Annotated in this window: 12 protein-coding genes; 3 read left to right on the plus strand and 9 right to left on the minus strand. The window is 46.8% G+C overall.

Annotation, left to right across the window (positions count from 1 at the left end; translation table 11 throughout):
- Positions 1–86: 86 nt before the first annotated feature.
- From xylB to NAF29_RS02240, 3 genes are all read left to right on the plus strand, one after another.
- Complete coding sequence (gene xylB / locus NAF29_RS02230; RefSeq protein ID WP_251259851.1) at positions 87–1,538, plus strand: xylulokinase; 1,452 nt, start codon at positions 87–89, stop codon at positions 1,536–1,538.
- 299 nt (positions 1,539–1,837) lie between these two features.
- Entirely contained in the window at positions 1,838–3,157 is a 1,320-nt protein-coding gene (gene xylA / locus NAF29_RS02235) for a xylose isomerase (protein ID WP_251259852.1), read from the plus strand.
- Between the two features lie 158 nt (positions 3,158–3,315).
- Positions 3,316–3,663 carry a 4a-hydroxytetrahydrobiopterin dehydratase gene (locus tag NAF29_RS02240; protein WP_251259853.1) on the plus strand — a complete coding sequence of 116 codons (348 nt, stop codon included), beginning with the start codon at positions 3,316–3,318 and terminating at the stop codon, positions 3,661–3,663.
- Positions 3,664–3,726: 63 nt separating this feature from the next.
- On the opposite strand, the gene NAF29_RS02245 is transcribed toward NAF29_RS02240, so the two are convergent.
- From NAF29_RS02245 to aroQ, 9 genes are all read right to left on the minus strand, one after another.
- Complete coding sequence (locus NAF29_RS02245; protein WP_251259854.1) at positions 3,727–4,914, minus strand: ROK family protein; 1,188 nt, start codon at positions 4,912–4,914, stop codon at positions 3,727–3,729.
- Positions 4,915–5,620: 706 nt separating this feature from the next.
- Entirely contained in the window at positions 5,621–5,845 is a 225-nt protein-coding gene (locus tag NAF29_RS02250) for a hypothetical protein (protein WP_251259855.1), read from the minus strand.
- Positions 5,846–5,851: 6 nt separating this feature from the next.
- The gene (locus NAF29_RS02255; protein WP_251259856.1) at positions 5,852–6,013 is read right to left on the minus strand and encodes a hypothetical protein; all 162 of its coding nucleotides are present in this window, start codon (positions 6,011–6,013) and stop codon (positions 5,852–5,854) included.
- A gap of 136 nt (positions 6,014–6,149) precedes the next feature.
- Positions 6,150–7,307 carry a hypothetical protein gene (locus NAF29_RS02260; RefSeq protein ID WP_251259857.1) on the minus strand — a complete coding sequence of 386 codons (1,158 nt, stop codon included), beginning with the start codon at positions 7,305–7,307 and terminating at the stop codon, positions 6,150–6,152.
- Positions 7,308–7,473: 166 nt separating this feature from the next.
- Entirely contained in the window at positions 7,474–10,578 is a 3,105-nt protein-coding gene (locus tag NAF29_RS02265) for an efflux RND transporter permease subunit (RefSeq protein WP_251259858.1), read from the minus strand.
- On the minus strand, positions 10,578–11,648 hold the full coding sequence (locus NAF29_RS02270; protein ID WP_251259859.1) for an efflux RND transporter periplasmic adaptor subunit: 1,071 nt from the start codon (positions 11,646–11,648) through the stop codon (positions 10,578–10,580). Before NAF29_RS02270 ends, NAF29_RS02265 begins: the two co-directional genes overlap by 1 nt.
- Before the next feature lie 288 nt (positions 11,649–11,936).
- Positions 11,937–13,283: an acetyl-CoA carboxylase biotin carboxylase subunit gene (gene accC / locus NAF29_RS02275; RefSeq protein WP_251259860.1), complete on the minus strand. Its 1,347-nt coding sequence runs from the start codon at positions 13,281–13,283 to the stop codon at positions 11,937–11,939.
- Positions 13,284–13,294: 11 nt separating this feature from the next.
- On the minus strand, positions 13,295–13,744 hold the full coding sequence (gene accB / locus NAF29_RS02280) for an acetyl-CoA carboxylase biotin carboxyl carrier protein (protein WP_251259861.1): 450 nt from the start codon (positions 13,742–13,744) through the stop codon (positions 13,295–13,297).
- 19 nt (positions 13,745–13,763) lie between these two features.
- Positions 13,764–14,228 carry a type II 3-dehydroquinate dehydratase gene (gene aroQ / locus NAF29_RS02285; RefSeq protein WP_251259862.1) on the minus strand — a complete coding sequence of 155 codons (465 nt, stop codon included), beginning with the start codon at positions 14,226–14,228 and terminating at the stop codon, positions 13,764–13,766.
- Positions 14,229–14,354: the final 126 nt, after the last annotated feature.

Raw genomic sequence — 14,354 nt, forward strand, 5'->3', positions numbered from 1 at the left:
CACAACTTAACTAATTCGCACTATTCTTGCCAACCAGTAAGCTGCTCAATGTGAGAGTGATGCTGAATTGTTTTAAGGAGAATAGCATGTATATCGGCATTGATTTGGGAACATCGGGTGTTAAAGCGGTGCTTCTAGACGACAATGATCAGGTGGTTGCATCACACAACGTGAGCCTTCCTATTTCACGTCCATACCCATTGTGGTCAGAGCAAAACCCTGAAGATTGGTGGAATGCCACGCTTGAAGCAGTTGATGGCCTGAAAGAAAGTGGCCAAATGGCACAGGTCAAAGCGATTGGTTTAAGCGGTCAAATGCACGGCGCAACATTGCTCGATGCAGAACAAAAAGTATTGCGCCCGGCTATTTTGTGGAATGACGGACGTTGCGCTGCTGAATGTGAGTTGATTGAACAGCGTGTGCCAGAAGCGCGCAGCATTACTGGTAATATCGTCATGACCGGTTTTACCGCACCTAAAGTGTTGTGGGTGCAGCGTCACGAAGCCAACATCTTTGCTCAAATCGATAAGGTGTTGCTGCCCAAGGATTATTTGCGCTTCAAATTAACCGGCGATTTTGCTTCAGATATGTCTGACTCCGCTGGTACATGCTGGATGGACGTCGGCAAGCGTGACTGGAGCAACGAAATGCTGGCAGCCACGGGGCTCAATCGTTCCCATATGCCAAAGCTTTGCGAAGGCAGCGATATCACAGGTACGTTAAGTGCTGAACTAGCCGCGCGTTGGGGGTGCTCTCAAGTGGGTGTTGTTGCCGGTGGTGGTGATAATGCTGCGGGTGCGGTAGGAGTGGGTTTAACTCAGCCTGGCCAAGCGATGTTGTCACTCGGTACTTCGGGGGTTTATTTTGCAGTGAGCGATGGCTTTAGCGCGAATCCAGATTCAGCGGTTCATGCATTCTGTCATGCGTTGCCGAATACTTGGCATTTAATGTCAGTGATTCTCAGCGCCGCTTCATGCCTTGCGTGGTTGGATAACGCAACGGGAAAAACCGGTGTGCCAGAAATGTTGGATGAATTAGATCGCTTCACGCCAGAACCCGGTGACCCGTTCTTCCTCCCGTATTTATCGGGCGAGCGAACGCCGCACAACAATCCAATGGCCAAGGGAATGTTTTTTGGGCTCACCCACGAAACAGATCGCCCTGCGATGGCAAGAGCCGTGTTGGAAGGCGTTGGATTTGCCTTTGCTGATGGTTTTGATGCCCTGCACGCAAGTGGTGTTAAACCCGATGAAGTCAGTTTGATTGGTGGGGGTGCTCGAAGCCCCGGTTGGCGTCAAATGCTTGCTAGTATCTTGAATCAAACTTTAGTGTATCGAAAAGGTGGTGATGTTGGGCCTGCCTTGGGAGCGGCTCGTTTGGCGCGCTTAGCGATGAACCCAGACACGCCAATTGCTGAGATTTGTCCAGTACCGGAGTTGGTTGAAACTCACAAACCAGTCGTCGCGGATGTTGCTGCGTACCAAGAGCGTCGTGCAACCTTCCGTAAGCTCTATGCAAAGGTTGAAGATTTATTCTGAGTTTGCTCAGAATTCAGCCTTAAATAAAGTTGTTTTATTTTAGAACCCGCTCGTATGAGCGGGTTTTTTTATGGAAATTTGTCAGCTTTAATAAAAATGAGAAGTGGCGTAAATGTAGGTAAAACGTGTCTTTAAGAGCTATTTAAGACGGCTGAACTGTGAGCTGGGCACATAAATAAAAAATTAAACAATCATGCCTGCAAATAACATAATTGCGATAACCCGCCCTGATGACGAATATAGTCCCCAATTCGTAGCGTCCAAGCGGTTTGGACCTTATCTCGAGCGTGGAGCAAATCATGAGCGAATATTTTGACGGTATTGGAAAAATCCAATACGAAGGACCTGATTCAACTAACCCTTTGGCATTCCGCTTTTACGACGAAAATAAAGTAGTTGCTGGTCGCACTATGAAAGAGCATCTGCGTTTTGCAGCATGTTACTGGCACAACTTCTGCTGGAATGGTTTCGATATCTTCGGTGCTGGCACTTTCGATCGTCCTTGGATGAAGCCAGGCGATGAAATGGAAATGGCGAAAGCGAAAGCTGACGTTGCTTTTGAATTCTTTAGCAAGTTAGGTGTTCAATACTACTCATTCCATGATGCGGACGTAGCGCCAGGCGGCAACTCGATTAAAGAGTATGTGGCTAACATGGAAGTGATGATGGATTACCTCCAGAAGAAACAAGACGAAACGGGTCTTGAACTTCTTTGGGGCACAGCGAACGCATTCTCTCACCCACGTTATATGTCGGGTGCAGGTTCTAACCCTGATCCAGAAGTATTTGCATATGCTGCGACTCAGGTATTCACAGCAATGAACGCCACTAAGAAATTGGGCGGCTGTAACTATGTTCTTTGGGGGGGGCGTGAAGGTTACGAAACTCTATTGAACACAGACTTGCGTCAAGAGCGTGAGCAGCTTGGTCGTTTCATGCAAATGGTTGTTGAGCACAAGCACAAGATTGGTTTTGACGGTACTTTGTTGATTGAGCCTAAGCCTGCTGAACCAACGAAGCACCAATATGACTACGACACGGCAACGGTTTACGGCTTCTTGAAGCAATATGGTCTCGAAAACGAAATCAAAGTAAACATTGAAGTGAACCACGCCACATTGGCAACTCACTCATTCCATCATGAAATTGCTACAGCTATTTCTTTGGGTCTATTCGGATCTATCGATGCGAACCGTGGTGATTTCCAATTGGGTTGGGATACTGACCAGTTCCCGAACAGTGTTGAAGAGTGGACACCTGTATTGGCAGACATCTTGAAAGCAGGTGGTTTCACCACTGGTGGTTTGATGTTTGATACTAAGTTGCGTCGTCAGTCTATCGACAAGGCTGATTTCTTCCATGGCCACGTCGGTGCAATGGACCTTCTCGCATATTCACTTGAGCGTGCCGTAGAATTGAATGAATCAGACGTACTAGGCAAAAACGTGGCTGAGCGCTATGCCGGTTGGAACAAAGATTTCGGTAAGAGCATTCTTGCGGGCGACCAGTCGCTAGAAAGCATTGCCAAATACTCTATCGACAACGAAATCAACCCAGCGCACGTATCGGGTAAGCAAGAATACTTAGAGAACGTGGTTAACCGCGTACTTATGAAGTAAAAGAGTTGTGTGTTGAAACCTTGTGTTTCGCGATGATGTTTGGGGCGCCTATTTGGCGCCCCTTTTTTTGGTCGCAACTTGAGTGTTCAAAATATGAATAATGTTGCTACGCTTGATCAGGTTTGAATTGTTTTCCAAAGCATCAGGAGAGATGAACAGTGAGCGGATTAGCACAACAACAATGTGAATCGTGTCGAGTCGGTGCCCCGAAAGTAACTGGCAGTGAATTGCCTCAGCTGAAATCTGAAGTGCCTGAATGGCAGGTGAAAGACGACGATGGCGTGTTAAAACTCACTCGCCAAGTCAACTTTCCTAATTTTTTAGAAGCGCTGGAATTTGGAAATGAAGTTGGAGCATTGGCCGAAGAATATGCGCATCACCCCGCAATCTTAATCGAATGGGGTTCAGTGACCGTCACTTGGTGGACACATAAAATAAAAGGGTTGCATAAGAATGACTTTATTATGGCGGCCAAAACTGACGAGTTATTGAAGCCATTGCCGTAATTGCAAGGTGAGTATGATTCGCGAGCGTTTATATGAGCTCGCGAATCAAAGGACTGATGTTGATTAATCGGACTTTTCTAAGCCTAAGTGGATGGTACCTGTGGAAATGAGGTCGCCAGTCCACTCAAAACTTTCAACAATATCGGGTGTATGGCTTGGCAATAGCGCATCTTTCATGGCGCGATTGGCTTCTGCTTCCATGAATTCGTAGCCTCGAACACCACGTCCGGTCACGATCACTCGCTCAGGGTCGAGTAGAGTTATCAGGTTGGCCATACCGAGCCCGAGTACGCGCCCGGCTTGATCATAAATGCGTTGCAACGCTTCATTGCCATTCTTCAACTCCGCTGTAATTTGCTCCATTTGCTCTTCGCTTGGTCTGTGATTGTCAGACATAGGCAAGTGCATTATCGTGGCAGCATCCCTGTAAAGCGCGTAGTCCCCTGCATACGCTTCAATACAGCCTCGGCCACCACAGCGGCATTGAGGGCCTTCTAGATTGAACTTCACATGTCCAAATTCGGCCGCGGCACCGCGCGAACCAGAGTAGAGTTGGCCATTGATTAATGCGCCCATCCCCACACCTTGACCCAATACAATGGTGAGTAAGTTGCTGTCGTGCGAATAGTTGTTCAGGTGGCGCAGAGCCAACGCAACAATATCGGAGTCATTGGCAATGGATACCGGAATGTTGAAGCGAGATTCTAACGCTTCACAAATAGGCACATTTTGAATCGACAACGCAGGCGACCAAGTAATGGTTCCTGTTGCGCTATCAACAGGGCCTTGCATGGCGATTCCGATGGAGGCAACACGATTGCGATCGACGCCGCTGAAGGCGATAAAATCGTTGATACCGTCGATGACCAATGTAATAAATTGTGCTTCATCCAGCCGGTCTAATTGAATGCTGACCGTGTGGTTTTCTCGAATATTACCTTTTAAGTCACCTAACACGAATGCCAGTTCATTTACCGAAGGTTGAATGCCTATAACAAAGGCGGCTTCTGGGTTTAAATCGATATTTACTTTAGGGCGCCCTCGACCCTGATTACCTTCTGCAGTACCACTGGTTTCTTTGAGAAAACCAACGCTGAAAAGGTCAGATGTAATGGCTGTAACGGTGGCGGGACTAAGACCGGTGATGTCGCAAAGTTCTACCCGTGCAAGTGGCCCATGAGTGCGCAAGGCACCAATGATTTGCTTCCGGTTTGCTGCTCTGATTTGCTCTGTATCGGTGATTTTTTTCATCGTTATTCTTATAATTGGCTGAGGTAATTTATTCACTACTCATAAAAATAGTAGATTAGCTCACACGTCAAACATATATTGGAAGGATCTGGCGTTTTATATTAGAAATCGTGACTTGTATGACATTTGTCACTTAAGAACGCCTTTTGTCCATGTAATTGTTGTATCGCGAATACGACGGGACTGCAAATCCACTTTTGTGACAAATCAGGCAAAAAAAAGCCCAGAACCAGTCTGGGCTACAAAAAAGGCTAGGTAACATCTGATAAGTGATGTCTAAAGACGGTGTTGCTGGGTTAAAAGGCTAAATAACCAGTGCAACCACTTATAAACGTTATGCCAATAATGCAGTCATTGCAGTGCCATTTCAGAACAAGAAGGTTAAAGGTAGGCTAGGACCTTCAACATCCATTATGTGCTCGTTGAAACGTCATCCGCTTGCGTTATTAGCAACCGTCAATATACCAAATAGGTGGAACCGGTTCCATGTTATAGATGTGATCCGTTCAACATTATTAAGTTTTACTGATAAAAATAACTAGCGTTCAAGTGTCGTTAACATTGCCGAAATCACCATGTATATGGCATAACATGACTGTTTCTGGAGCCTAAAGTGATGTGAAAATCGACTAAATTCATTCGATAAATCAAAGTTTAAATGGAGACAAAGATAAGGCAACTTCGAACTTCTACGCCAATCTCAGAATCAAAAATGAATGGTGGTAGAACCCACGAATGGTGCACAAAGTTTTCCTGATATTTTTAATGTGCCAGCATTGATGTCTAGCGCAAGCCCTACTTTGGTTTTAAAGCCAGCAATTCCTGCACCTAATTTAACGGTTGGATTTTCTAGGTTGAGCGTGGCGGAGCCAAGAGTGACATTGCCCAAAGGTTTGGCAAGCACAGCGTTAACGTTGATATTGCTGTCCAATACGCCCTAGCACACCTTGAGCGAAGCGCCTGCTAACGAAAATAAAGTAATACATGCTTCGCCAATCGCGGAGTTAATTGGGGTCGGTTTTTCACTGACTTTTTCAGCAGCGATTTTGTGAGTTTCAAGGTGTGGGAAGAAGTCTTCAGAATGGTATTGAATAGGCATTTTACTTCTCCTTTCAGGTTGAAATCTCCATTCATTATTGCGCCCGCTGAATATGCCGCCATTACCCGTTATTACTAGCTTTGGCGTAATTTTATGTAACCCTAAACATAGCTGTCGTGGTATGCAATATGCCGTTTTAAAAGACCTCTTCTGAAAAGTCGTTTGCAATGGTTTTTTTGATCCGAAGGGCGCAATCTTCAGGTTGCGCTTGGCATACATATGTTCCTTGTAATTCCAATCCGCCAAATGTATCGGCTCTGGGTATTATTTCGGCATATAGGCCACAGCCGGGACCCGTGTGAAGTAAGAAATTGAAAGCGATAGGTTTTCCATCTGCGGCGAGCTCGTGACGAACGGCTCGAATAGCATGTTGGATGGCTTGTGTGAACTGTGTCACTTCGTCATCGGAGAGCTGGTGCAAGTACCCCTTTTGAGTCTGTTTAACGATGACCAGCATCGTATAAGGACGGTGCATAAAATAGGGCACCATGAGTACGATATCACCGTAATCTTTGATTTTTAAATCTTGGCTATTTTCGCGAAGCATATAATCAGAAAAATACTCGCAGTGTCGGCCATAAAAACGCCAATTGTTGTAGCTGCTTCGTCCCATTAAGTTTGAAAATACAATTTGCTGATGGCCGTGAGTCAGCGATGCCCCACCTTTTTCACCATAGTTTTTGAAGATAGACATGTAGCCATGCGTGTTTTCGCGCGTTCCGAGTGCTTGCGGCATCGATTCGCTTTCGGTATGAATTCGCAGCGAGAACAATGCAAGTTGTTTCACGCTCAAAGTGAGGTCGTCTAACGACATGTTGTGCCAGTCTTGAGTATGAATAGAGCTGGTCCACTGGAGAAAATGACCTCCAAAAATATTTCCGCCGCGGGCTGCTTCATCGGCCGTTTCAGTGGTGCTGAAGTTCTGAGATATAGGAACAAACATGCCTCTAGGGTGAACCACAGGGTATAAATTTTCGGTAATAAAGCAATGCCCTTGTGACAAAGGTTCTATGTGGCATACCCCAGTAAGCTGGCCATTACAAATAGGGCAGTTGTCGCCATCGTCAGCAGCAACGGTGCTTGTTTTTACTGTGTGAACGCGTTTCGACCGCGCGCTACTGTATATACTCACGGTGCCATCTCTGGGGTCGATCTGATATTCAGAATTTGGCAGGTTTTGAGCGCTGGCCGATTGCTCTAGTAAATGGCGAACATATACTCGAGCTTGCCGCCCATCCACCTCGTTGGCAATGAGCGACGCTTGAATTACGTCTAATGAAACTTGGCGAACCATCTATGGACTCCATGTGAGGGGGGATCACATATCAAATATCTTGATGCCTTGAACCTAAGCATAGTGCAGTTCATTTTAAGCGTTCGAATCGATTAAAGAATTGAAAAGGCAGAGCGAGTGAATTGAAGGAGGAAAAAGGCGACAGAGTGTCGCCTTCTTATGGTCACTAATTTGATACTGAGCGTTCGTTTAGCGTCTCTTTCTCAAGCTCTTGTGCGCGATATCCAGGAGAGTGCGTACCTTTCGCCATCAAGCGGTACATTGCTGGAATTACGAACAATGTGACAAGAGTTGATAGAGCCATGCCTGAGAAGATCACAACGCCGATGGCATAGCGGCTTTCTGAGCCTGCACCGGTTGCCAGTAGTAATGGAACTGCACCAAACAAGGTGGTAAACGCAGTCATTAGAATGGGGCGCAAACGTGACACTGAACCTTCTATCAAAGCTTGCTCAAAAGCGTGGCCTTTGTCTCTGAGCTGATTGGTGAATTCAACAATCAAAATACCATTTTTAGTGACCATGCCAATTAACATAATCATGCCAATTTGCGAGTAAATATTGATGCTCTCGCCAGTCAACAATAAGCCCGCCAAAGCGCCTGCAATACCCAATGGTACGGTGAGCATAATAATCAGCGGATTGACAAAACTTTCAAATTGAGCTGCCAACACCAAATAGGCAACGAGCAATGCCAAGCCGAAAACCAAAAGCGAGTCAGACTGATTTTCTTTAAAATCTTTCGATTCGCCGGTGTAATCGACGGTGATGCCAGCGGGCAAGATCTCGGCGGCTTTTTGTTCGAGCAATGCCAAGGCTTCACCTAATGAATGATCTTTACCGGGTTGACCGCTAATGGTGACGGACTTACTCCGCTGAAAGCGAATGAGCCGAGCTGCACTGCCTACTTCTTCAAATTCCACTAATGTTGCAATGCTGATACGTTGCCCGTTAGGGGCTGTCATGTAAATCGCGGATAAATCAGAGCTGTCGGTGAATTGATTTAAATCACCACGAAGGTACACGTCATATTCTTCGCCTCGATCAACGAATGTTGTTCGGCTTACGCCGCCGAGCACGGTTTCCAACGTTTGGGCAATGTCCTTCGGACTAATGGCTACCTTTGCGGCTGCATCTAAGTCTACTTTAGCGAGGAGTTCTGGGGTATTGCGGTTGTAGTTGGTATCTAGGTTCGATACCTCGGGTTGATCGCTGACCGCTTCGATAATTTGATTGGCAAACTTGTCCAATTCGTCATAATCACCGCCGCTGAGTACGAATTGAATGGGGTCGCTGCTTCCTCCACCAAATCCTGGGCCCATAATAAATAGACGCACATCGCTGAAACCCGACATATCTCGGCGTAGATTGGCCAAAATTTCCGTGGAATGCTGGTCCCGATCGGCCCAATCTTTCAGGCGTAACACGAAGAACCCAGTTTGATCGCCCCGATTACCAAAAGCCGGCGTTGAAAAGTTTAAGGCTTGCAATGGCCCTTCTTCGCTCATCATAGGCACTAATTGCGCTTCAATTGCCTCCATATTCTTCACCATGCGATCAAACGCTGTGCCTTCTGCTCCTTTGACATAGATGAATAGTACGGCTCTATCTTCGGTGGGCGTCATTTCCATGGTGACACGTGGAAGTGTTACAACAATGGCTACAGTCGCCACTAAGATCATAGCTGGGCCAATCCACACTCGTTTCACAACCCAGTGAAGGGAACGTCGATAGTTAGCCTCAAACCGGCTTAAAATTCGATTTACAGCGAGGTTGAAGCGGCTTTGTTGTCCATTTGACTTGAGAAGGTAAGAGGACATTACTGGCGTCAGTGTGAGTGCAATGATAGATGAAAATATCACTGCAACCGACAACGTCACGGCAAATTCAGTAAAGAACTTACCCACCATGCCATCGGCAAAGGCAATGGGCAGGAAAATCATCACCAGCACTGCAGTGGTTGCAATGACTGCGAAGCCAACTTCTCGTGCGCCTCGGTAAGCTGCCAGCAGCGGTGACGTGCCTTGTTCGATGTGCTTAAAAATATTTTCAACGACCACAATGGCATCGTCTACTACTAGGCCAATGGCAAGGATTAAGGCCATGAGAGTCAGTAAATTAAGCGAGAAACCTGAAAACTGAGCCACCATAAATGCCGCAATCATCGATACTGGAACAGTGACGGCTGGGATCAGTGTGGCCCGAGCTTGGCCTAAAAATAGATACAGGATTAAAATCACCAGCCCGGCGGTAATGAACAGCGTTTGGTAGACTTCTTTGATCGATTGGTCGATGAAAATAGTGCTGTCATAAGCCACTTCAAACTCCATGCCTGCGGGGAGAGTGGCTTGCATTTGCTGGACTAATTCAGTCACGCCTTTTGCGACATTCACAGGGTTGGCGTCTGATTGCGCGCTAATGGCAAAGCCTAAGGCGTTCAGGCCATTGCTTTTAAAGGCACTGGTTTCGGTTTTGGCACCGTCGTAAATATGTGCAATATCAGACAGGTACACGGGACTGTTTTGATCGTCGTAGCGCACCACAACGCGAGAAAACTCTTCGACCTCTTGCAATACGCGCTCTAAACGGACCGACATGACCTGCGTTCGGTTACGAATCTGACCCGCCGGTAATTCAAGGTTTTGATCGTTGAGTGCCGTTTCAACCATGTCGACCGAGATGCCTCGACCGGCCATGGCAGAGGGATCGAGTTCGACATATACCACGCGTTCAAGATCGCCATATAAATCAACGGTGCTCACACCAGTGACCAGTGACAACCGGTCAATGAGGACGCGCTCTGCAAAGTCTGTTAGGTCGATTCGATCCATTTCAGAGCTGCGCAGTGATAGTCGAATCACCGCATCACCGGTGACATTGGACTTCACCACAATAGGCTCATCGGCATCATCGGGTAATTGTGATTGCGCACGTGATACTGCGTCACGCACGTCTGAGAGGCCCTCCATAATGTCCCAGTCTAAGTCAAACGTAACAGTGATTTGAGACGATCCATTACGGCTTGTGGCGGTAATTTCGTCGATGCCGGAAATGCCGGAGAGCTGATCTTCAATCGGTTTGGTGATTTGATTTTCCATCACCGCCGCTGCTGCACCTTCATACCTTACGGTGATAGAAACAATAGGGGAGTCGACATCCGGTAGCTCGCGTACAGACAGCTGAGTAAAGGCCACAAGCCCAAAGAGCGTCAGCAATAAAGACAACACCACGGCCATGACCGGCCGTTTAACCGAGACATCAGATAGCAACATTATTGAATCACCTCTGAAGGGGTGTCTACTTGGGCTTGCTCAGCTACGAGCGCACCGTCGGAAATGGCAACAAGCCCTTGCACTACAATTCGATCGCCTATGTTTACGCCGTTTTGCACCACAATTTGATTGCCGAGGCGATCACCGGGAATAATCAATTGCTTGTGTGCAATCTGTTCGTTGTTGATCAAATATACATATCGATCTGAGCCCGAGTATTCTAACGCTTGAATAGGCACCACCGGACTTGTCTCGGTGGGCATTTCTAAATTCACTCGCACCATCATGCCGGGCTTGAGTAGGCCGTTACCGTTGTCGAATGCATAGCGCACGGACACGTTCATCGACATTTGATCCACTCGGCTATCAATCACCTCTAAAGTGCCTAAAAATTCATGGCTTGGGTAGGTGTCTACAGAGCCACTAATCGTTTGTCCTGAACCCAAATCAGCGATGTAACGCTGAGGGACTGCTAAGTCTAGTCGTAGGGTGTCGAGTTGGTCCAGTGTCATCAATTGCTCGGCGGCATTCACTTGGGCGCCTGTGGCGTGGCTGATCAATCCTACAACTCCGCTAAAGGGCGCTCTGAGTGTACGTTTTTCAAGTTCAGCTGTGGCACTGGCAAGACGTGCTTCGCTCATGGCCACGTCCGATTCACTAATCGCCAGCTCGGAAGCACTCACTGCACCACTTTTAGACAGGCGAATGCGCTCGTTTAACTGGCGGTTGGCTTCTTTGAGTTCTGCTATGGCTTCGTTCTGTAGTGCTTTTTGTTGGGAGTTGTCGAGTTGCACAAGGAGCTGATCTTGCTCAACACGCTGCCCGCTTTTAACCGCTAGATGCGCAATTCGGCCTGATACTTCAGGGGCAATGGTCACAGCATGCCATGCTTCTAAGTTAGACACCAAGGCTAATTTTTTAGGCAAGGCGAGCCCTTCAACAGACGCAGTTGTCACAGGAACAGTGCGAACGGGCGGTTGCATATTTTGATGGGAATTCGCCTCTGAAAAATACAGATAGCTTGCGATGCAAAGAATGATTGCAGTGATCGAAAAAATAGGCTTTAGCATGGTCGTTAGGCTCCAGTTTGGTGCTGGAATTATAATCGATTTCTGCCGCTTTATTTGTAAAGAAGTGAACGATTTTTGGTTGTAAAAGGCAAATAAAACCAATGGTTTACATATTTAACAGTGTATAAACAAATTGTTCGTTAAAGAAGTGTTACTAAGGTGTGTTTTTGGTGTGTTTGATATGCCATATTAAGCGGAGCATGACCATTTAATTTTTAGTTTGTATAAAAAAAGCACCAAAGGAAAACCCTTGATGCTTTTTGGGGAACCATTCAGCTGTGGGCTGAATTAAGTGTTCAGTCCTAACTTTTTCTCCAGATAGTGGATGTTGGTACCACCGTGCTGGAAGTTTTCATCAGCTAGAATCAACTTATGCAATGGCGGGTTAGTTTTAATTCCTTCTACCACCAACTCACCCAGAGCATTTCGCATGCGAGCAATTGCTACGTCGCGGTTTTCACCGTAAGTGATGAGTTTGCCAATCATTGAATCGTAATGGGGCGGCACTTTATATCCTGCATAAATGTGCGAATCCCAACGAATGCCTAGCCCACCCGGTGGGTGGAAGCGCTGAATTGTACCGGGGGATGGAATGAAAGATTCCGGATCTTCGGCATTAATACGGCACTCCATTGCGTGACCCTTGAGCTTGATGTCTTCTTGTTTGAACGACAAAGGCTGGCCCGCTGCAATGCGTAACTGCTCTTTAATCAAATCGATGCCCGTCACCATCTCTGTGACTGGGTGTTCAACTTGAATCCGCGTATTCATTTCAATGAAGTAGAATTCGCCATTCTCATACAAGAATTCGAATGTACCGGCGCCGCGATAATCAATTTCGAGGCACGCACGGCAACAACGATCACCAATGAATTTACGCATCTCTTCGGTAATGCCCGGCGCTGGCGCTTCTTCAATCACTTTTTGGTGGCGACGTTGCATCGAGCAATCGCGCTCGCCTAAATGAATTGCACCGCCTTGGCCGTCGGCTAAGACCTGAACTTCAATATGACGTGGGTTTTCAAGGTATTTTTCCATGTAAACCATGTCGTTATTGAAAGCTGCACCGGCTTCTGCTCGCGTGAGTTGAATTGACTGCACCAACTCATCTTCGCCGCGTACAACGCGCATACCGCGTCCACCACCGCCACCAGAGGCTTTAATGATGACCGGATAACCAATGCGTTTCGCAATTGCTTTGTTTTTTGCTGCATCGTCACCGAGTGGGCCGTCAGAGCCTGGTACACAAGGAACGCCTGCTTTTTTCATTGAAGCAATGGCTTCAACTTTGTCACCCATAATGCGGATGGTGTCGGCTTTAGGGCCAATGAATACAAAGCCGCTTTTTTCAACTTGTTCAGCAAAGTCTGCATTTTCTGACAAAAAGCCATAACCCGGGTGAATTGCTACCGCGCCAGTGACTTCAGCAGCAGTAATAATGCGGGGGACGTTCAAGTAACTTTTAGTCGCAGGCGCTTCACCAATACATACGGTTTCATCTGCAAGTAATACATGCTTGAGATCGCGGTCGGCAGTGGAATGCACGGCAACCGTTTTAATACCGAGTTCTTTACAGGCGCGTAAGATACGCAATGCAATTTCACCTCGGTTAGCAATGACAACTTTATCTAGCATGAGAGGCTCGCTTATTCGATGATGATGAGAGGTTCGTCGAATTCAACAGCCTGTCCATCTTCCACTAAAATGGCTTTCACAACACCGGCTTTGTCAGACTCGATTTGGTTCATCATTTTCATCGCTTCGATGATGCAGATAGTGTCACCTACATTCACAGTGCTACCTACTTCAACGAAGGCGGCTGCACCTGGCGCCGGAGAGCGGTAAAAACTGCCCACCATAGGCGATTTTACTTGATGACCTGTAGCTGGAGCATCTTCAACAGCCGCAGGTGCTGCCGCTGGAGCTGCAGCAGGTGCTACTGCTGGAGCTGCCATTGGAGCTTGCATCATTGGTGCAGCAACCATTTGGCCGCCACGGCTGATACGTACTGATTCCTCACCCTCAGTGATTTCAAGTTCTGAGATTCCAGACTCTTCCACTAGCTCAATCAGTTTTTTAACTTTTCGAATATCCATACCGGGGTCTCTTTAAAAATTAGTCAGTTGTTTTGTCATTAGATGAAAGTTGCTGAAATGCAGCTAACATCGCAAGTTCATAACCGATGGGGCCAAGACCGCAAATTACGCCTTGTGCCACATCAGAAAAATAGGAATGTTGTCGAAACGCTTCGCGAGCATGCACATTCGACAGGTGAATCTCGATGAATGGAACTGAGACAGCCAACAGAGCATCTCGAAGCGCCACACTCGTGTGAGTAAACGCTGCAGGATTAATAAGAATAAAGTCGGAGGTGTCTTTGGCTGCATGAACTTTGTTGATCAGATCAGCTTCAGCGTTGCTTTGAAAGTGTTCGACAGCAACGTTGTATTGGTCGGCCAGATCAGTCAATTGAACGATAATGTCGTCAAGTGTCTGATGACCGTACTTATCAGGCTCTCGAGTGCCCAACAAGTTTAGGTTTGGCCCATTTAATACAAGAATGCGATATTTTGTCGACATTTATAGGGTATCCTCGGCGAAAAAGCATAATAAATGCTGCCATTCTTACTTAGGACACTGTTTGTCCAAAAAGTTCACTGAAAATCGTACGATTCTCTAGAGTTCGCCACATTATAAGAAAATCGA

Source organism: Echinimonas agarilytica (assembly GCF_023703465.1).
GTDB lineage: Bacteria > Pseudomonadota > Gammaproteobacteria > Enterobacterales > Neiellaceae > Echinimonas > Echinimonas agarilytica.